This window comes from Pseudomonas benzopyrenica, from assembly GCF_036884265.1.
GTDB classification, from domain to species: Bacteria; Pseudomonadota; Gammaproteobacteria; order Pseudomonadales; family Pseudomonadaceae; genus Chryseomonas; species Chryseomonas benzopyrenica.
The window spans coordinates 2,140,384-2,158,698 of record NZ_CP145723.1; the positions used below are offsets into that span (position 1 = coordinate 2,140,384).

Genomic DNA, 18,315 nt, shown 5'->3' on the forward strand with positions numbered 1-18,315 from the left:
ACATGCGCGCCCCCTTTCAGCTGCTGGACGCCCAGGCCGCCCTGGCGTTCGTGATCTCCCAGGCCACGCACATCGAGCGTGGCGTCAACGCCATCGTGTACCCGGATATCCAGTATCCGGAGCTTGTGCCGGTGGACACCTCCGCCAACCCCTGGGCCAAGACGGTCACCTACTTCTCCTCGGACAAGTACGGTAAAGCCGGCTGGATCAACGGCAACGCCGACGACATTCCCCGCGCCGGCACAGAGCTGTCGAAGTTCGAGACCTCGGTCTACACCGCAGGTATCGGCTACGGCTTCGGCCTCGAAGACATCAGCCAGGCCCAGATGCTGGGCTACAACCTTGACGCCGAGGAGGCCTCCGCGGCTCGTCGCGCCTACGAGGAGATGGTCGACCGGGTCGCGATCTACGGCGATGCCGAAAAGAACTTCTACGGCCTGATCAACTGCCCAGCCGTGACTGCTGGCAGCGCGACCTTCGGCAACTGGTTGACCGCCACCTCGGACAAGATCCTGGCCGACGTGAATAACGCGCTCACCGGCCAGGCCCAGGGCACGCTGTACATCGTCGTGGCTGACACCCTGCTGATCCCCCAGGCCCACTGGAATCTGATCGCCACCCGCATGGTCACCGAGCTGTCCACCCAGACCATCCTGGCCTGGCTGCAGCAGAACAACGCCTACACCGCCAAGACCGGTCGCCCGCTGACTATCCGTGCCGTCCGCGGCCTGGAGAAGGCTGGCGCTGGTGGTACCGCGCGGATGGTCGCCTACCGCCGCGACCCCTCGGTAGTGAAGATGCACATGCCGATGCCGCACCGCTTCCTGCCTGTGTACCAGGCCGGTCCGCTGCGCTTCGAAGTGCCCGGCATCTTCCGCCTGGGCGGTGTCGACGTTCGCCAACCCACCCAGATGCGCTACATCGACGGGATCTAAGGAGATCGCCATGCCTGTAATCACCAACACCAGCACCACCCCCATCGGCCTGCCGGACGGCGGCGTCATCGGTCCCAAGCAAAACCTGGACGTGGACAACTGGGACGACATCAAGGACCGGGTGAACCTGGCCCATTACGTCCGCATCGGCGTGCTGACCGTCGAAGGCGGCCAGGTCGACGGCGATGGCTCTTCGGTGGAGGACATCGAGAAGCAGGACCTGACGGCCAAACTGAAGGCCTTCGGCGTGAATCCGCACCCGAACACCGGTGTGGAGAAGCTGCGCAAGCAGCTGGCCGATGCCCAGGAAGCCCAGGAGCGCGAGGCTGTCGTCTCCGCGCTGCAGGCCAAGAACGTCGAGTTCGACGCCAAGGCCAAGCTGGACGACCTGAAAAAGCTGTTGGCCGAGCAGCCGCAGTAACACCCCGGGCGGTTCGCCGCCCACCTATTCGAGATCGACGCCATGGCAGACTTTTACGGCTCCCTGCTGGGCGCCGACGCCTATCACGCCGCCCGCGCCAACACCGGCTGGGCGGGTGACAACGACCACAAGCTGGCCGCGCTGCTGCGGGCGTCCGTCTACATCGACGGTCGCTACCGGAAGCACTACCCATCCGGCCGCTGGGTCTCCCTGTTCCCTGGCGAGAAAGCCCAGGGCAGGGCCCAGGCCCGCGAATGGCCGCGCACCGACGCCCAGGACTACACCGGGGCCGCCATCAGCGCCACCGAGGTCCCGGCCGAGGTCGAACAGGCCACCTATGAGGCCGCGCTGCGCGAGCTGGTGACCCCGGGCAGCCTGAGCCCCGACTTCGTGGCCACCAGCCTGATCAAGAGCGAGAAGCTCGGGCCGCTGGAGACCACGTTCGCGGTACCGGACGCCAGCGCGCCAGGTGCGGCGCCGACCCGGCCGGTCATCACCCTGATCGACGAGATCATCGCCCCGGTGCTGGTGGCCCGATATGAGCTGCCCGCCATGGTGGTGGTGTGAACGAGGCCGAAATCCTGGCCGCGATGGATGGCATGACGCCAGCCCTGCAGCGCGCCTACCTGGACCAGATCCGGGCCACGGTGGACGCGGCGACCATCGTCGAGGTCGAGCGCCTGATCGCACAGCAGGATGACCAGGGCTTGGTGGCCACGCTGGCGCTGGGCGCCTTCGCCGCGCTGCTGGAGGCGATCCGGACGACCTACATCAAGGGCGGCACCCTGGTGGTGATCAAAATGCCAGGCGGGCGCCGAGTGCAGTTCGATCAGCACGCGCCGGTCGCGCAGCAGTGGCTGACCCAGAACGCCACCGACCTGATCGCGACGATTGCGCGGGAGCAGGCAGAGGCCATCCGAGTGACAACCGCAGCAGGCCGCGCCGCTGGGCGAACGCCGCGGCAGATCGCCCTGGACGTAGTGGGGCGCCTGAATCCCAGAACCGGCCTACGAGCTGGAGGTGTGCTCGGCCTGTCGGCACCCGAAGCCCAGGCCATCGCCAGCACCCGCGACCAGCTCAGCAGCGGCGTCGCCGAACGCATGCGCCAGTACCTGGCCAAGGCCGACCGCGACCAGCGTCTGGACGGTATCGTCCACCGCGCCATCCAGCTGCAGAAGCCGGTGGCCGCCGCAGATGTCCAGAAGATCGCCACGGCCTACGCCGACCGCAAGATCAAGACCCACGCGCTGCTGGTGGCCAAGGCCCAGGCCCACGAGGCGCTGAACGCCGGCTTCAACCGCCTGCACGCCCAGCTGCTGGAAAACCCGGTTCGCCCGGTGAGCGTGGAGAAGATCTGGCGCAACAAGGGCGACCTGCGCGTCCGCCATGCCCACGTCACCCTGGGCGGTGTCCGCGTGGGCTTCAACCAGCCGTTCCAGTCGCCCACCGGCGCGCGGCTGAACTATCCCGGCGACAAGACGCTGGGCGCTTCCTGGGCCGACCTGGCGAACTGCCGGTGCACGGTCTCCTATCGAGTGACCTGGAAATGACCGACATCCACGACCGCGGCCGGGCGATGGCCATCCGCATGCTGGCGCCGCGCCCGAAAGGCAAGGGCATGGCGCTGGTGCTCACCCAGGCCACCGTCGGCACCTATGACCCCGTCGCCGGCGGCTCGGTCATCGGCTCCAAAGCCTATGACGGCTCGGGCCTGCGCTACAGCTACACCCAGGACGAGATCGACGGCACCGCGATCCAGCAAGGCGACGTGAAGCTGCTGGTGTCGCCCGTGCAGCTGGCCGGCATCGATCTGCCGAAGCCTGCCACCGGCGACACCGTTCGCTTTGACGGCGTGCTCTACCGCGTGATCAACGTGAAGGCCTGGAACTTCGCTGGAGTCGACTGCGGCTACGAGGTCCAGGGGAGGGCGTAGGCCATGGCCAGGCAGCACCACATGACCGCGCGCTATGGCGACCTGTCCGGCGACTTCGAGGCGGATCTGGATCAGTTCCGGCTGCAGGCCCTGGCCGCCATCGAGCAGACCATCCAGGACATCGTGATCCAGATCGGCGAATCGCTGATCAACCTCAGCCCGGTAGACACTGGACGTTTCAAGGGAAATTGGCAGTTCACCATTGGCTCCCCAGCGGACAGTAGCCTTATCACTACAGATCCAGAGGGCGACGCGACGATAGCCAAGCTGGTCGCCGCGGTGAACGCGCTGGAGCCCGGTCAGGTGGCCTACATCGTCAACACCTTGGTGTACGGCATCCCTCTGGAATATGGACATAGCCAGCAGGCGCCACTTGGGATGGTGAGAAGAACCGTCGCTGAATTCGAGCGGATCGTCGCAGACGTTGTCGCCGGGAGAGCCGTATGAGTCATGCACTGGCACGCCAGGCCATCGAGACCAAGCTGGCGGCCTGGGCCACGGCGAAGGGCATCGGTGTGGCCTATGGCGTCGAGCCATTCAAGCCGCAGGCGGACCAGCTGTACCTGCGCGCCTTCCTGTTGCCGTCCAGCACCACCTGCCGCTACCTGCACGCCGATGCGCTGGAATACCGCGGCATCTACCAGATCAGCGTGGTGACGCCGAAGGGGCAGCCACAGAGCGTACCCGAGGGCCTGATCGCCGAACTGAATACCCTGCTACCGCTGGACTCATTCCTGGACCAGGGTGCGTTCGAGGGCCAGGTGGTCGAGCCGCTTGCCCAGGGCCCGGTGATCCCGGAAGACGCCGTCTACACCATCCCCGCCACCCTGACCTACCAGGGCAGCGCCCCGACGTAGGTGACCCATGCAGAAGATCCTCCCGCTACCCAACGGGACAACCGTCTACGTGTCGGCGAGCATCGACCCCAGGTCAATGCTGGTGCCTGAGCCCACCGATTCAACCTGGGTCGAGGTGAAGAAGGTCACCGGCTCCGGCCTGAGCCCCTCCGGGGGTGAGGAGAAGTGGTCGTCCTACCAGCCGCTCTCCGGTTACGAGGACAAGCGCTTCCCGACTGGCCGCAGCCTGCACGACATGGCCTTGGAATTTCAGGACGACCCTGACTCCATCCACGCAACCCTGATCACCGATGCCCGCGACGTCCGGCGCCTGCTGGCGTGGCAGATCAAGTTGCCCAGCGGCGCGCTGATCACCTTCCCGGCCTACGCCACGGGCGGCTACATCCCGACCCTGAACCGAAACGAGCTGATGGTGGTGACGTTCACCCTCGGCCTGACCGCTATGCCGAAGCGCCGCCGCCCGGCCTGAGGCAATCCCTCCGCCCCGGCGGAACACCCCGAAGAAGCCCGCCTTGTGCGGGCTTTTCCATTTCCAGATAGAGGACCGCCTCAATGGCAACCCGCATTCCGCTTCCCAACGGCTCCATCATCCAGGTCGCCAACACCCTGTCGGCGGCCAAGACCATCACCGCGATCAGCAACGCCGTGCCGGCGGTCGTCACCTCGACGGCGCACGGCCTGAGCAATGGCGACATCGTCGTGCTCTCCAGTGGCTGGAGCAAGCTGGACAACCGAGTCGCCCGGGTCGCCGGCGTGACCACTGACACCTTCCAGCTGGAGAAGGTGGACACCTCGAATATCCAGCTCTACACCCCGAACGGTGGCGCCGGCAGCTTCAGCAAGGTGATGACTCGTTCCGAGATCACCAAGGTGACCGACTTCACCACCAGCGGCGGCGAGCAGCAGTTCCTGACTGTCGGCTACCTGAGCGAGGACGACGATCGCCAGTTCCCCAGCAACCGGAACCCGATGAGCGTCTCCATCCCCGTCCAAGACGATCCAGATGCCCCCTACGTGGCCGTTGTCGAGGGCTACCAGGAGGCGAAGCTGGGTACCGTCCTGTTCGTTGTTCTGCCTGGCGGCGGCCTGATCCTGATCCCTGGCTCGATCAGCATCACTCAGCTCCCCACCATGGGCCGTAACCAGCTGATGACCCGCACCATCAGCTTCGCCCTGTCCAGCCGCAGCACCCGCTACACCGCCTAACCGGCGGTGTGGTACCCCCTCATTCCCTTCGGAGCCCAGTAAATGGCCAAGATCAGCATCAAGCAAAAGCCCACCTTCCAGCGCGAAGTCGAGATCCCGCGCGTCGGCGACAAGCCCATCAAGGTGCTCTTCACCTTCACCTTCCTGGATCGGGCGAAGGTCGCCCAGATGATCGACAGCGAGATCCTGCACTCGCAGAAGGTCGCCGAGCAGCTTGCTGCTGGTGGCATTAGCGCCGCCGACATCGCCGTGCAGATGGAGGACTTCCAGGTCTCCTACTTGACCAAGATCGTGGCCGGCTGGGGCTTCGAGGAGGAATTCAACGAGGAGAACCTACGCGAGCTCGTCAGGGGCTGGGACGCCGTACCCACGGCGATCATCAACACCTACAAAACCTCGTACCAGGCGGCGCGCGAGGGAAACTGACCGAGGTCGCCCACCTGCTCTACGTGACCACCGCCAGCACCGACCAGCTGTCGGCGCTGGGCTTCCTGCCCGAGGACATGGGCGAGGAGGTGATCGAGATATGGGCGGCCAACGAAGAGTCGTTCGCGGTGTTCGAGGGGATGATGACCCAGTGGCGCACCGGCATGGGTGGCGCCACTGGCCTCGACTACAGCGCCGTGCCAATGGTCATGGACATGGTCGGCGTCAAGGGTAAGGTCCGACGCCGCGAGGTGTTCCGCGACATCCGGGTGATGGAGAAAGAAGCACTGCGGACCATGGCTGATAATCGTCAGGAGTGATATTGGCGAACGTCTTGCTCGACATCCCGGCTACTATCATCACCTCTTTGGAAGGCCCTAGGGCGGCACTCGCAGTGAAGCGAAGCGGGCGGTAAAATCGTCACTCCAGCAAAGGAGCGCCACCATGCCACGCATGTCCATTTACGATGAGAATGACGACCCCGTGTACGTTGGCGAGGCAGTCGAGCCTGCAGGCTCCGACCCCTCTTTTACGGTTGCCTTCGCCTCGGAAAGCCCTGGATATGCACTCATGCGACAAGCCGCCGATGATCGCAGGAATCACAATTACACCTTTGCCCTTGAGTCGTACGGTAAGACAACCCTCTTCGAGGGGAAGGTGTTTTCGTTCAAGAAGTCAAACGGCGTCATTACCTCCCGGATCATCTTCGACTTTAAGCGATAACGTGATTCCCACCCGGGCGGCCTGAGCAGCCATATAAATAAAGATCCTTGACCATCAAACTGCCCAAACCTGGGCAGCAAACTGAAACCCGCTTCGGCGGGTTTTTTTATGCCCGGAGAAAAGCATGAGCGGACCGTCCATTGCACAACTCGGCATCCGCGTAAATTCCGAGGAGGCCGATCAGGCCTCTGATGCGCTCGACAAGCTGGTCCAGTCTGGCGCCCGCACCGCCCAGGAGATGGCGGCGCTCAATCTGAAGCAGCGCGAAGCCGCGAAGTCGGCTGGCGATACCGCTCGGGCGATGGGTGAGGTGGCGCAATCCGCCAACCGTGCCAACGCCGAATTGGCCGCGCTGAACCTCAAACAGCAGTACGCCGCCCAGGTCCTGGGCGACCTGGCCAAATCGTCTGGCCTGACCGTCACCGAGCTGCGGGAGCTGAATGCCCAGCAGCGCCAGACCGCGCAGCTGCTGCAGAACCTGGGCACCGTGGTGGGCCAGTCCACGGCCGAAATCCGCGCCATGACCTTCTCTCTGCAGGCAGTTGCCGCGCAGAACCAGGCAGTGGCCACCACCGCACCCAAGACCACGCGCGCCATCAAGGAGCAGGGCGACCAAGTCGCACGTCTGCTCGGCCAGATCGACCCTACTGTCGCGGCCCTGGACCGCCTGGATGCCCAGCAGCGCAAGCTCCAGAGCTTCAAGAAGTCGGGCCTCATCGATGCCGACACCTTTGACCAATACAACAGCCGCCTGGAGCAGACCCGCGCTGGCCTGGGCAGCTTCGACACCCAGCTCGACCGCACCGGCATGTCTGCCAAGGCGACCGCCGCGGCGATGCGTGGAGTGCCTGCCCAGCTGACCGACATCGTCGTCAGCCTCCAGGCCGGCCAGGCCCCCCTGACCGTACTGCTGCAGCAGGGCGGCCAGCTGAAGGACATGTTCGGTGGCGTAGGGCCGGCTGCGAAGGCTCTGGGCGGCTACGTCCTCGGCCTGGTGAACCCGTTCACCCTCGCGGCCGCTGCTGTGGCGGTCCTTGGCGTGGCCTATTACCAGGGCAGCGAAGAGGCAACGCGCTACAGCAAGGCGATCATCCTGACCGGCAATGCCGCTGGGATCTCTACGGACCAGATGGCCGACATGGCGGCGTCGATCTCGCGCACCACCGGTACCACTGGACAAGCCTCCGAGGCATTGGTCTTGCTGGCCGAGAGCGCCAAGATCCCCGCCTCTCAGTTCGAAATCATCGGGAGGGCTGCAGTCGCCTTCTCCAGCGCCACTGGAAGGGCAATCGAAGATGTGATCGGTGAGTTCGTCCGTCTTGCGGATGAGCCATCGAAGGCTGCGGCCACGCTCAATGAGAAATACCGCTTCCTCACCCTGGCTGTGTACGAGCAGATCAAGGCGCTGGAGGAGCAGGGCAACAAGCAAGAAGCTGCTCGGGTCGCCGAGGAAGCCTATGCGAAAGCCCTGACAGAGCGCTCGGCCGAGATAAAACGGAACCTCGGGGGCATTGAAAGCGCCTGGGCTTCGCTCGGCAACATGGCCAAAACCGCATGGGATTCCATGCTCAACATCGGCCGTCCTGACACCATGCAGGACAAGATCAACAATCTGAAAAAGCAGATTGCTGAACTGGAGAGCGTCACCAGTAGCACGGGCGGACTGCAGGCGTCCCGAGAGGATGCAAAGCGCAAGGTTCAGATTGAGCAGTTGCGCGCTCAGCTGGTTCTGGCTGAGCAACAAAGGGACACCGAGGATGCCATCGCGAAGGCCCGCGGAGTTGCTGCGGACAATCAGGCGAAGGCCATCAAGGCCTCGGACGATTGGTCAAAGCGGGAGGAGGCGAACCGCTCCAAAGAGCAAAGATTCGCTGATGAAGAGAAGAAGATCCGCCAGGACGCGCTGCTGCTAGGCAAATCCGAGCTCGAGATCACCAATCAGGTAGCAGCCGCAAGGGCGAAGATATTCGGCGATGCCAGGAAGGCGAAGGCAATCGCCCTTGATACCGCTTCCGTCAACCAGCTGCAGAACAACCTCAAGCTGATCGTCGGCGAATACGACTCGGCCGAGAAGAAGATCGAGGCCCTGGGTCGTGCCGGGCTGATCAGCCAAGCCGATGTCTATCAGCAGCGCGTCACGCTGCTGGACCAGGAGCGCGGCAAGGTCACCGAGGCCTATGGCGCCCAGATCGCTGCGATTGAACAGCTGCAGGGTCGTGCCAACCTGTCGGCCCAGCAGCGCATCCAGCTGACCAACCAGCTCAACGATGCGGAAACCGCGCGAACCAAGGCTCTCGCCGATCTCGACACCAAGCGCGCCACGTTGCAGACCGAGGAGGAGGGCAGGCTCCGCAAGCTGACTCTGGCATCGAACGCCTATACCGCTTCGCTGCAGGCCCAGGTGGAAGCGCTGCGCCTGCAAGGTGAACGGGCAGCTGCAGCAGTCGGCATGGGTAAAGATCAGGCCGCTCTGTTCGAGCAGCTCAATCGCCTGAACGATCGCTATATCGAGGACCTCAAGGCACTGAACCGCCAGCGGGACGAGGGTTCGATCAGCGCCGAGACCTATGCCAAGCGCGAGCAGGAGCTGCGCGAGAACCAGATCGCCCTTGCCAAGCAGGTCCAGGACAACTACGCCCAGCTGCAGGTGGCCCAAGCCGACTGGGCGAACGGTGCCCGTGGAGCCTGGCAGGACTACCTGAGCAACGCCCGAGACGTCGCCGGCCAGACCCGCAGCGCCTTCACCGATGCGCTGAAGGGCATGGAGGACTACCTCCTCTCGTTCATCACCGGGACCAAGGCATCGTTCAAGGACCTGGTGAAATCGATCATCGCGGACTTCGCGCGGATCGAGCTGCGCAAGCTGATCAGCAGCGCGGGCGGGTCGGGTGGAAGCGGCGGCGGTATCGTCGGCAGCATCAGCGATCTGTTCGGAAGCTTCACCACTGGCGGCGGCTCTTCGGGCGGCGGCCTGAATCTGGCCAGCCTCTACAACTACGGATCCAGCGCCTACAACTTCATCACCGGCACTGGCGCGAACCTGTGGAACGCCTACAGCACCGGTGGGTTCACCGGTCTCTACAACTACGGTGCGTCTGCTGTTGGCAATCTGCTTGGGAATGGCGCCGCCACGGTTGGCGCCAACACCATTGGGGCCACTGCCGGCAGTACTGGCTACGCACTCGGCCAGAACCTGGTCCAGGGCGGTGTCAGCGGCGCGAGCTATGCGGGCACCGGGGCAGCTGCGGGTAGCACCGCGGCGAATGCCGGCTTGTCCGCCATCGGCGCCGTGGGCTATGGCATTGGCGGTGCCATCTCGGGCTATCAGCAGGCGGGCGTCAAGGGCGCGGTGACCGGTGCGGGTGGTGCCGTGGCCGGCGCCTACGCAGGTGCTGCCATCGGCTCGGTGATCCCGATCATCGGCACTGCCATCGGGGCCGCCATCGGCGCGTTCCTCGGCGGCACCGTGGGTGGGTCGCTCTGGGGCGGGGACTGGCAGACCAAGGACACCGGCTTGATGCTGGGCGTCTCTGGCGGCGAGCTCGACGCCCAGCAGTACGAATACCAGAAGAAAAAGGGCGGCCTGTTCGGCAAGAACAAGAAGCGCACCCGCTACAGCGACCTGGAGGAAGACAACCAGAACGCGCTGGATGCCACGTACTACGCCGGTCTGCTGGGCATCGAGAACGTCTATAAGCAGTTCGGGATCGATCTGACCGAAAGCGCCATCGACGGCCTGACGGTAGCCACCACGACTTTCAGCACCAAGGACAAAACCTCGGAAGAGGTCCAGGGGCTGATCAACGACTGGTTCAATAAGACGTTCGACAGCATCACCGACCAGCTCAACGTGGCCACCGGCAGCCAGTTCCGCGAGGGGCTGACCTTCAGCGGGCTGACGTCGCTGCTGAATAACCTGGTGGCGGTGAATACCGGGCTGGAGCAGATCAACGTCACGACGTTGAAACTGAGCCCGGCTAGCGCCTATGCCGCCGATGCCCTGCGCCAGTTCGCTGGTGGCATGGAGCAGTTCGGCGCCAATGTGAACACCTACTACCAGGGTTTTTTCTCGCAGACCGAGCGTGAGGACGATGCCCTGGGTGCGCTGCGCAAGCAGTTCGAGGCGTTCAATCTGGTGCTGCCGGATACGCGCGAGCAATACCGCAAGCTCGTCGAGTCTATGGATGTGACTTACGACGCCGGCCAGAAGACGCTCAGTTTTCTGCTGGGCCAGGCGGGATCCGCTGCCTCGGCCTACGACGTGCTCGAGCGCCGCGCCAAGGAGGCCGCGGATGCCCAGCAGGCCCTGGCTGACGCCCAGGCAGAAGCGGCCAAGTCCGCAGCCGATGCTGCTGCCAAGCAGCTGGAAGCGGCTCGCCAGGCGCGGATCAGCTACGCCGATGCGATGCAGCAGGCCTACACCGCCGACGTGCAGCGGGCGATGTCGGCAATCACCAACGCCATTAAGGCCGAGCAGGATGCGCTGACCGAGAGCTACAAGGCTCAAGCCGACGCGCTGAGCGCCCGGATCTCGGCGTCGAGTGATGCCGTCAGCAGCCTGACCTCTATGACCGGCGGGCTCAGCAGGGCTCTGCGGGATCTCTTGGGTCAGAGCGACGCGGCGACGGCCATGCTGTACCAGCAGGGCCGGGCGACGCTGGAGTCGGCTGCAGCCATCGCGAAAGCGGGTGGCTCGCTGGCCAACTTCGAGGGTCTGGACCAGGCGCTGGACGCGGTCACCGGCAACTCTGCCGATCGTTACAGCAACTGGGAAGACTTCGCCCGGGACCAGGGCCGGGCCGCCAATCTCATCGATGAGCTGAACAAGGCCGCCGGCGGGCAACTGTCGGTGGAGCAGCGCACCCTTGAGACGCTGAAGGCCCAGTTGGACCAGGGCAAGTCGACCTACGACGCGCAGATGAAGGCCTTCCAGGGCCAGATCGACCTGGCGCAGCAGCAGCTCGACACGCTCAATGGGATCAATGGCAGCGTGATCAGCGTCAAGGACGCGCTGGCACAGTTCGCCACCGCTCTGGGCGCCGCCTATGCCGGCCAGAAGAGCCAGAACGAGGCAGGCAGCACCGCCTCCCTGGATAGCCAGATCAGCCGGATCTACAGCCAGCTGCTCGGCCGCAATGCCGACGCCGGTGGCCTGGACTTCTGGAAACAGAAGGTCACCAGCGGCGCGCTATCGGCCGGCGACCTGCAGAAGGCCATCGCCGCCGGCGCCCGCGACTACATCTCGGTCTATGGCATCGACGCCTATCGCCAACAGTACGGCGACAATGCGGCCGAGGCGGCGCTGAAGATTCCGGCCTTTGCCGATGGCGGGCTGTATTCGCCTGGGGCTGCTCTGGTCGGCGAGCGCGGGCCGGAAATCATCAACTTCACAAAGCCAGGTTACGTCCATACCGCAGCGGAGACCTCACGCATCCTCGGCGGCTCTGGTAGCGCTGAAGTGGTTCGCGAGCTCCAGGCCCTGCGCCAGGAGAATCGGGATATGCGTATGGCGCTCAGTGAGATCGCCAAGCACACCCGCGGTACCCGCGATGAGCTGCGGCAGCAGAACGACACCGGCGTCAAACTGGAGACAGCATGAAGCTCATCAAACCCGCTCCAGTGACGGAGGCCTCGCTGACCAGCAACGTCGCCGAGGACGATGCCCCCGGGTGGAATCCCGCCAAGACCAATGGCTATGCGGTCGGCGACAAGGTCATGGATGCGCACCACGTCTGGCAGTGGCAGGGCGAGGCAGGGAAGAACACCGCGGTTGCACCCTCGGCCGACGCGACGCTACCGGCGAAGTGGCTGGATCTGGGCGCCAACCGCCGGTGGCGCATGTTCGACAAGAAGGCCGGCAACACCTGGCGCATCGGTACCGCTACGACCAACGCTGAGACGATCGACGTGACGCTCAAGCCCGGGCAGGTGGTGAACTCCATCGCGCTGTTCGGCATGGAGGCGGCCACGGTCCAGATCATCATGACGGCGCCAGGTGGTAAGGAGGTCTACAACGAGACGTTCCGCCAGCAGCGCCGGGGCGTAAACAACTGGTACGAGTACTACTTCACGCCGATCGACCGGGCCGAGACGATGGTCAGGACCAACCTGCCGGCCTACGGCCAGGCCACGGTGCGCGTCATCGTGAGCAACCCAGGCGGGCAGGCTCGGGTGGGCCTGCTGGTGCTGGGCCGCCTGATCGCCATTGGCGAGTCCATCTACGGCACCAGCGTGGGGATCCAGTCCTACAGCCGCACCGACATCGACGACTTCGGCAACGAGACGATCATCGCCAGGGGCTCGCGCCGCACGGTGGATTACGACGTCCGGATCCCAACCGATGACCTATCCCGCGTCACCCGCATCCTCGACCAGCTGCGCGACACCGTGTGTCCGTACATCGGCACCGAGGGCATGGAAGCCACGATCACCGTAGGCCGTTTCGAAAATCTCGGCATCAACATCGCCAACCCGGCGTATTGCGAAGCCACCGCTGAAGTCAGGAGCTTGAACTGATGGCGATCTCCAAACTCACCCCGCTACCCCCGGCGCCGAGCCAGGATGACACCGAAGAGGTATTCGTCTCGCGCGCTGACGCCAGCCTGACAGCTCAGCGGGGCATGGTCGGCGAGCTCAACCAGATGCTGGACGCGCTCAATCCGGTGCTGCCCAACATCGAGACTGCGGGTTCCAACGCCGCGCGCGCAGAAGCCGCTGCGCAGCAGGCCCAGACCTACGCCGCGGCAGCGGGGGCTTCCGCAGGTATCCCTGCATTGGTCGGGAAGAAGGGCAAAGCGCTTGTCGTGGCTCCAGACGAAAAGAGTGTCCTGTTCGGCGACGTGGGGCAAAAGGTAGGTGACATCCTGCTTACTGCAGGAAACCCTGGTTCAACTTACATTCAAACCGGGAAGATCTACCAACAAAAAGCATATCCAGACCTTTTCGCTAAGATCGGATTGCTTGGAGACAACTTTACTACTGGCCCGATCTTGACTTCTGGCTCGAGTAGCTTCTCCATCGGTAGTTCATTGTCGAACCCGATCGCCGAGGGTAAATCCGGAGTAAGACTATATTTCAAGTCGAACACTGTAATCAGCATCGAAGCCACACCTAAAACAAAGTTTACTATCCCCAATTCTCCGGGCGGCAGCATCGCGTCGATTGACACCGACGGCAATGGCGTGTGGCTAATTGGCACGACCACCGGCACACTGCACCGCTCTCTTGATAACGGGGAAACATGGTCTGCCGGTATCGTTCTTACGGGCAGTAGCAACAGCAATGTTCTGGTGAGAAGTAATAGAAACGGGAGTTGGTTGATCCTGGTTTCTACGAGCGGTTCTTCTACGGCTTCTTACTCCGTGCTCTCGGACGTCACCGGCACCATAGCCCAACCCTCCTATCAGTTTCAGCAAACTGCGCAAATTAACCAAGTCGAGGTGGATCTCTCGCTGGATTTTGTGGCGGCATGCTTTAGATCGACGAACGACGCCACATTTATCGTCATCCCTGCGTCCAATCCAGGGAGTCCAGTAAGATTTACTCCCCTCATCCCATCTGGGTCTGCGGCAGGATCATTCGCGATCAGTGATCGGTACATCCTGATGTTTTCTGGTGGCAGCGGTGTTGCTGGCGAAATACTGTATTTCCCCTACACCTCTAAAACAGCGAACAGCCCAAGCAGAACCAATAAGACAAGCGTTAACCCCGCACTAACGGCAATATCATACAGTCGGGCCAGCTTGTATATGGGTGCCAGGATCAAAGATGGGGTTTTTGTTGCCACCGCCGTCCTTAGCCAGAGCAGCGGCAACCCAGTAGCGGCAACTCTGATATCAAGGGATGGCGGCGTTAATTTCGACCTTCTGGAGAATATAGGAACAATTTACAGTTCGGCGAAGCTCATTGCTTTCGGCCAGAACAGCTTCGACATTGCGTGGGAGACTGATGGGACCAACGGTCGTATCCGCAGGTACAACGCTTCATATAGCTACGACACAGCGACACAATTCTTGACGCCAACCGTTCAAGTAGGTGGGGCGGTACTTCCCTATATCAAAGCTTTGGAGAATGTTTGATGGAATTGCTCAAGCTGTACGTTTGGGACGACCGCGGCTATTACTCTCACGTCACCGAAGTCGACCCACTCGGGCCGCTTCCTGAACGAAGCACGCCCACTGCGCCGCCCAGTGAGTTGGCGCGATGGGACGGGCAGGGCGGCTGGGAGGTAGTAGATGAGCGAGATCCGGAGCCCGTGCCCCCTCCGGTGTCCCCCGAGCAACTGACGCAGCAGATCGCGGCCCGGCGTTACGAGGCGCAAGCTTCGGGAACCACCCTGGATGGTATGCCGATCGATACCAGCACCGACAGCCAATCGCTGATTACCGGCGCCGCTTTGGCCGCCGTGCTGGATAGCAGCTATGTGTGCCGGTGGAAAATGGCCGATGGTGCTCGGGTCGAGCTAGACGCCAAGATGATCATCGCTGTCGCATCTGCCGTTCGCGATCACATCCAGGCTTGTTATGACCGGGAGGACAAGTTGCTGACGGCTGTTTCCGATGGCACTTACACCAATGCCATGCTCGATGAGCGGTGGCCCGGGTGATCGCCGTCGGCAAGTTCGACCGGTACCCGCTGATGCGGCAGACGGCGCGCTGGGAGTGGGTGGTGGAGGAGGTGTTCTCCTTCCACGACCCGGTGGTGGGCGTGATTACCTGCCCGGCGCCATCGCCCACTGACCTGGCCAGCATCCGCTTCCTCCGGGAGGTGTTCCGCTGGGGCGCGATCATCGCCGTGGTGTTCGGCATCTTCAGCGCGGCGTTCGGCCTACCGCTGGTGCTGGCCATCGTCGCCGCGGTGATCGCCCTGGTGGCGGTCCTGCTGTACGCCTATATCGCCGGCTACGGCAACCGCATGAGCGCCATGCACGACTTCCTGTACCGCACGATGCTTTTCCCGAAAGAGGTGTGCGACCAGATCCTTTGGCGCATGGCTCGGACCGGGGAGGGCATGGCGCGCCCGCGTGCCGCCGTTTTCTACCTGGGCCCGGTCCTCGGCGGCCGGCGCCGCTACGGTCGGCGCTGAATCCTCACGCTCGCGCGGAATCGCCCGCCAAATAGCACTATTACCCACTGAATCCTCGCGCTCGTGAGGACACCCAACCCGATCAGCCCGCCACTGCGCGGGCTTTTTTTTGCCCGGAGAAAATCCATGCGGACATCCGCCGAGGGCGTCGCCCTCATGCACCACTACGAAAGCTGTCGCCTGATTGCCTACCCCGACCCGGGCAGCGTAGATGGCCGGCCCTGGACCATCGGCTGGGGCCACACCGGCCCTGAGGTCAGACGCGGCCTGGTTTGGACCCAGTCCCAGGCCGATGCCGCGTTCCTACAGGACCTGGCTAAGACCGAAGCGGGTGTCCGGCGCCTGGTGAAGGTGCCGCTGAACCAGAGCCAGTTCGATGCCCTGGTCTCGTTCGCTTACAACGTGGGCTTGGACGAGAACCAGAACGGCAAAGCGGAGGGCCTTGGTGAATCGACGCTCCTGCGCAAGTTGAACGCCAAGGACTACGCCGGCGCCGCCGAGCAGTTCCTGGTGTGGAACAAGAACGATGGGGCGGTGATGTACGGCCTGACCCGGCGCCGTACCGCGGAGCGATCCATGTTCCTGGGTGCAACCTCCGCCGTTGCGATCGCCGACGGTGACCGAGCCAAGCGCGCTACCGCCTGATCCACCCATCCCGCTGTACCCACCGCGTTACCTCAAGGAGAGGGACCATGCCCCTGCCTATCTCGGATCTACCGTTCCAGCGCCTGTTCGGCGACCTCTACAAGCGGCTCGACGACCAGGGTCGCCTCGATGGCCTGATGACTACCGGGACGAACGTGCTGACCAAGCACCTGTTCGGCCGGATGAAGACCCAGGACGCTGCCAACGCCATCACCTTCAATATGCAGATCGAACTGGAGGCGCCGTTCATGGCCTTCCGGATCGGCATCCCCAACATCCACACCGCGGCGGTTACCGGCGTGAAAGCCTGCGCCGGGCTCTCGGCCTCGGCGCCCGCCGCGAACTACCTGGTGCAGACCTCGCCCGAGGGTGGCGAGTGGATCGATTGCACCTTCAACGGCGCGGCCTCGGTCGACCTCCCGGCACGGATCGCTGAGGAGCGCTACAGCATGGCCTGGTCCGACCTGATCTATCTGCCCAGCGTCGCGCGCACCGATGTCGTCAACGGCCGGCCCATCGTCATGGTCCGGATCGAATTCCCGGCCGGCTCCAAGCTGACCACGCCGAACAACGATCTGTATTTCTGGCGCTCGATCGGCCCACGCATCTACTGCTGCTCGAACCAAGAGGTGCAGGGCGTCACCAACAAGGGCGCCTTCACCCAGAACAACGTCTATTCCAGCGGCGGCGATGCCAAGGCCGTGGTGCCGGCGATCCAATACGTCAGCCAGGCCCGTGGCCACCAGCTGATGCTCTGCGGCGACAGCATCGTCGAGGGTCTCGGTGGCGATGTCCGGGACTATGGCGCCATCCAGCGCGCGGCTTATGAGCTGAGCACGCCGGCACGGCCCATCGAATACTGGAACGCCGGCTTGCATGCCCAGGCGCCCGCGGTCTACAGCCGGATGGTGGACGATCACATCGATCGCGTGCGGCCCACGGTGCTGTTCTATGCGCCTTGGTCGGTGAACGATGTGGCCGCCGGCGGCATCACCACTGCGGCGCTGCGCCGGACGAAGGGCGAGATGGCCAGAGTGATGGCGACGCTCCAGGGCAAGGGTCAGCGGCCCCTGGTGGCGATCCTCGAGGCGCTGCCGTGCAACACCGAGTACCGGGCGGTGGGCGCCGCGGACAGCATCCGGCGGGACTTCAACGCGAACTACCTGCCGAGCCTGTCCGGGGTGGTGCTCATGTCCGGCTACGCCGCGGCGATCACCGGCACCCGGGACGCCAGCGGTCAGGACCAGCTCCGTGATGGTGCGACCATCGACAAGGTCCATCCCAACGACGTGGGCTACATCCTGCTCAAGGCCATCCCGAAGGCCTTCCTGACCCTGCTGCTGGATCGGGTGCAGTAATGGCCATCGTCGAGCAGTACAGGGTGGCCGTGCTATGGGTCGCCGCAGTCGTGTTGCTCGCCGTGGGTGCGCTGGCGGGTGCCGGCGCTGCCTACTGGGTGACCGCCAGCCACTACCGGCCCATCGTCGACGCCAAGACAAGAGCAGCGGAGGCCTCGGCCAGCATCCTGGCGTCCTGCCGTACCACCAGCAGCACGCTGGAAGGGCAGGTCGGGCAGCAGAACCTGGCGCTGGCGGATCTCCGTTTGGCCGCCGAGAAGCGCGCCAAGGAGGCCGAGCCGATCCAGCAGCAGGCCGCCAAGGCCGCCGGCGAGGACTATCAGGCCGCCAATCGCCTGCAGCAGGAGCGCACCGGAGGCGACCCGGCAGCGGCCGCCGCGGCCATCATCGACAAGGAGCTGGGGCTATGAGGTGGATCATCGTGGGAATGGTGGTCGCGCTGGCAGGGTGCGCTGGCCAGCCCGTTGCCGAGCCAGAGCCGCGCGTGGTGCGCGTAGAGGTGCCGATCCAGGTGCCGTGCCGAGTGAAGGCGCCGGCGGTTCCGGCCTGGGCGGCGGAGGGGCTGCGCCGGGAAGACAGCCTAGAGGTGAAGGTACGGGCGCTGCTGGCGGAGCGCCGGCAACGGATCGGCTATGAGCGGGAGCTGGTGGCGGCAGTGGCCAGCTGCCAGTGATTGCCGTTCGTCGCTGTCAAGCTTGCTGGCCCAGTCCGGCCTGACTACTGTATG

21 protein-coding genes are annotated in these 18,315 nt (G+C 64.0%); all 21 read left to right on the forward strand.

Features of this window, described 5'->3' with window-relative positions:
* The first annotated feature begins 2 nt into the window (after nt 1-2).
* Nucleotides 3-935 carry a DUF2184 domain-containing protein gene (locus tag V6W80_RS10045; RefSeq protein ID WP_338546869.1) on the forward strand — a complete coding sequence of 311 codons (933 nt, stop codon included), beginning with the start codon at nt 3-5 and terminating at the stop codon, nt 933-935.
* Nucleotides 936-945: 10 nt separating this feature from the next.
* Nucleotides 946-1,356 (forward strand): hypothetical protein, encoded by a 411-nt coding sequence (locus V6W80_RS10050; protein ID WP_338546870.1) that lies wholly within the window; start codon nt 946-948, stop codon nt 1,354-1,356.
* A gap of 42 nt (nt 1,357-1,398) precedes the next feature.
* Nucleotides 1,399-1,923 (forward strand): DnaT-like ssDNA-binding protein, encoded by a 525-nt coding sequence (locus V6W80_RS10055; protein ID WP_338546871.1) that lies wholly within the window; start codon nt 1,399-1,401, stop codon nt 1,921-1,923.
* Entirely contained in the window at nt 1,920-2,906 is a 987-nt protein-coding gene (locus V6W80_RS10060) for a hypothetical protein (RefSeq protein WP_338546872.1), read from the forward strand. Before V6W80_RS10055 ends, V6W80_RS10060 begins: the two co-directional genes overlap by 4 nt.
* A complete protein-coding gene (locus tag V6W80_RS10065) occupies nt 2,903-3,289 on the forward strand; it encodes a hypothetical protein (protein WP_338546873.1) in 387 nt (128 codons plus the stop codon). Before V6W80_RS10060 ends, V6W80_RS10065 begins: the two co-directional genes overlap by 4 nt.
* Before the next feature lie 21 nt (nt 3,290-3,310).
* A complete protein-coding gene (locus V6W80_RS10070) occupies nt 3,311-3,736 on the forward strand; it encodes an HK97 gp10 family phage protein (protein ID WP_338546874.1) in 426 nt (141 codons plus the stop codon).
* Complete coding sequence (locus V6W80_RS10075; RefSeq protein ID WP_338546875.1) at nt 3,733-4,146, forward strand: phage tail terminator-like protein; 414 nt, start codon at nt 3,733-3,735, stop codon at nt 4,144-4,146. The genes V6W80_RS10070 and V6W80_RS10075 overlap by 4 nt, the downstream gene beginning before the upstream one ends.
* Nucleotides 4,147-4,153: 7 nt before the next feature.
* Nucleotides 4,154-4,615 carry a phage tail tube protein gene (locus V6W80_RS10080; protein WP_338546876.1) on the forward strand — a complete coding sequence of 154 codons (462 nt, stop codon included), beginning with the start codon at nt 4,154-4,156 and terminating at the stop codon, nt 4,613-4,615.
* An 83-nt stretch (nt 4,616-4,698) separates the two neighbouring features.
* The gene (locus V6W80_RS10085) at nt 4,699-5,352 is read left to right on the forward strand and encodes a phage tail protein (RefSeq protein WP_338546877.1); all 654 of its coding nucleotides are present in this window, start codon (nt 4,699-4,701) and stop codon (nt 5,350-5,352) included.
* Nucleotides 5,353-5,394: 42 nt separating this feature from the next.
* Complete coding sequence (locus tag V6W80_RS10090) at nt 5,395-5,778, forward strand: phage tail assembly chaperone (protein ID WP_338546879.1); 384 nt, start codon at nt 5,395-5,397, stop codon at nt 5,776-5,778.
* A 23-nt stretch (nt 5,779-5,801) separates the two neighbouring features.
* A complete protein-coding gene (locus tag V6W80_RS10095) occupies nt 5,802-6,098 on the forward strand; it encodes a DUF1799 domain-containing protein (protein ID WP_338546880.1) in 297 nt (98 codons plus the stop codon).
* A 124-nt stretch (nt 6,099-6,222) separates the two neighbouring features.
* Nucleotides 6,223-6,501 carry a hypothetical protein gene (locus V6W80_RS10100; protein WP_338546882.1) on the forward strand — a complete coding sequence of 93 codons (279 nt, stop codon included), beginning with the start codon at nt 6,223-6,225 and terminating at the stop codon, nt 6,499-6,501.
* A gap of 124 nt (nt 6,502-6,625) precedes the next feature.
* Nucleotides 6,626-12,100 (forward strand): phage tail length tape measure family protein, encoded by a 5,475-nt coding sequence (locus V6W80_RS10105; protein WP_338546884.1) that lies wholly within the window; start codon nt 6,626-6,628, stop codon nt 12,098-12,100.
* Nucleotides 12,097-13,017 carry a hypothetical protein gene (locus tag V6W80_RS10110; protein ID WP_338546886.1) on the forward strand — a complete coding sequence of 307 codons (921 nt, stop codon included), beginning with the start codon at nt 12,097-12,099 and terminating at the stop codon, nt 13,015-13,017. Before V6W80_RS10105 ends, V6W80_RS10110 begins: the two co-directional genes overlap by 4 nt.
* The gene (locus V6W80_RS10115) at nt 13,017-14,579 is read left to right on the forward strand and encodes a hypothetical protein (protein WP_338546888.1); all 1,563 of its coding nucleotides are present in this window, start codon (nt 13,017-13,019) and stop codon (nt 14,577-14,579) included. The genes V6W80_RS10110 and V6W80_RS10115 overlap by 1 nt, the downstream gene beginning before the upstream one ends.
* Nucleotides 14,579-15,106, forward strand: coding sequence for a DUF4376 domain-containing protein (locus V6W80_RS10120; protein ID WP_338546889.1), 528 nt, complete (start codon nt 14,579-14,581; stop codon nt 15,104-15,106). Before V6W80_RS10115 ends, V6W80_RS10120 begins: the two co-directional genes overlap by 1 nt.
* Complete coding sequence (locus V6W80_RS10125; protein WP_338546890.1) at nt 15,103-15,585, forward strand: hypothetical protein; 483 nt, start codon at nt 15,103-15,105, stop codon at nt 15,583-15,585. Before V6W80_RS10120 ends, V6W80_RS10125 begins: the two co-directional genes overlap by 4 nt.
* 126 nt (nt 15,586-15,711) lie before the next feature.
* Nucleotides 15,712-16,230: a lysozyme gene (locus tag V6W80_RS10130; RefSeq protein WP_338546891.1), complete on the forward strand. Its 519-nt coding sequence runs from the start codon at nt 15,712-15,714 to the stop codon at nt 16,228-16,230.
* A 47-nt stretch (nt 16,231-16,277) separates the two neighbouring features.
* On the forward strand, nt 16,278-17,588 hold the full coding sequence (locus tag V6W80_RS10135) for a hypothetical protein (protein ID WP_338546892.1): 1,311 nt from the start codon (nt 16,278-16,280) through the stop codon (nt 17,586-17,588).
* Nucleotides 17,588-17,998, forward strand: coding sequence for a hypothetical protein (locus V6W80_RS10140; RefSeq protein WP_338546893.1), 411 nt, complete (start codon nt 17,588-17,590; stop codon nt 17,996-17,998). The genes V6W80_RS10135 and V6W80_RS10140 overlap by 1 nt, the downstream gene beginning before the upstream one ends.
* Nucleotides 17,995-18,261: a hypothetical protein gene (locus tag V6W80_RS10145; protein WP_338546894.1), complete on the forward strand. Its 267-nt coding sequence runs from the start codon at nt 17,995-17,997 to the stop codon at nt 18,259-18,261. The genes V6W80_RS10140 and V6W80_RS10145 overlap by 4 nt, the downstream gene beginning before the upstream one ends.
* The last annotated feature ends 54 nt before the right edge of the window (nt 18,262-18,315 follow it).

Coding starts and splice junctions, on each gene's coding strand:
- V6W80_RS10045 (WP_338546869.1), top strand. CDS start 3: ATGCGCGCCCCCTTTCAGCTGCTGGACGCCCAGGCCGCCCTGGCGTTC.
- V6W80_RS10050 (WP_338546870.1), top strand. CDS start 946: ATGCCTGTAATCACCAACACCAGCACCACCCCCATCGGCCTGCCGGAC.
- V6W80_RS10055 (WP_338546871.1), top strand. CDS start 1,399: ATGGCAGACTTTTACGGCTCCCTGCTGGGCGCCGACGCCTATCACGCC.
- V6W80_RS10065 (WP_338546873.1), top strand. CDS start 2,903: ATGACCGACATCCACGACCGCGGCCGGGCGATGGCCATCCGCATGCTG.
- V6W80_RS10070 (WP_338546874.1), top strand. CDS start 3,311: ATGACCGCGCGCTATGGCGACCTGTCCGGCGACTTCGAGGCGGATCTG.
- V6W80_RS10075 (WP_338546875.1), top strand. CDS start 3,733: ATGAGTCATGCACTGGCACGCCAGGCCATCGAGACCAAGCTGGCGGCC.
- V6W80_RS10080 (WP_338546876.1), top strand. CDS start 4,154: ATGCAGAAGATCCTCCCGCTACCCAACGGGACAACCGTCTACGTGTCG.
- V6W80_RS10085 (WP_338546877.1), top strand. CDS start 4,699: ATGGCAACCCGCATTCCGCTTCCCAACGGCTCCATCATCCAGGTCGCC.
- V6W80_RS10090 (WP_338546879.1), top strand. CDS start 5,395: ATGGCCAAGATCAGCATCAAGCAAAAGCCCACCTTCCAGCGCGAAGTC.
- V6W80_RS10100 (WP_338546882.1), top strand. CDS start 6,223: ATGCCACGCATGTCCATTTACGATGAGAATGACGACCCCGTGTACGTT.
- V6W80_RS10105 (WP_338546884.1), top strand. CDS start 6,626: ATGAGCGGACCGTCCATTGCACAACTCGGCATCCGCGTAAATTCCGAG.
- V6W80_RS10110 (WP_338546886.1), top strand. CDS start 12,097: ATGAAGCTCATCAAACCCGCTCCAGTGACGGAGGCCTCGCTGACCAGC.
- V6W80_RS10115 (WP_338546888.1), top strand. CDS start 13,017: ATGGCGATCTCCAAACTCACCCCGCTACCCCCGGCGCCGAGCCAGGAT.
- V6W80_RS10120 (WP_338546889.1), top strand. CDS start 14,579: ATGGAATTGCTCAAGCTGTACGTTTGGGACGACCGCGGCTATTACTCT.
- V6W80_RS10130 (WP_338546891.1), top strand. CDS start 15,712: ATGCGGACATCCGCCGAGGGCGTCGCCCTCATGCACCACTACGAAAGC.
- V6W80_RS10135 (WP_338546892.1), top strand. CDS start 16,278: ATGCCCCTGCCTATCTCGGATCTACCGTTCCAGCGCCTGTTCGGCGAC.
- V6W80_RS10140 (WP_338546893.1), top strand. CDS start 17,588: ATGGCCATCGTCGAGCAGTACAGGGTGGCCGTGCTATGGGTCGCCGCA.
- V6W80_RS10145 (WP_338546894.1), top strand. CDS start 17,995: ATGAGGTGGATCATCGTGGGAATGGTGGTCGCGCTGGCAGGGTGCGCT.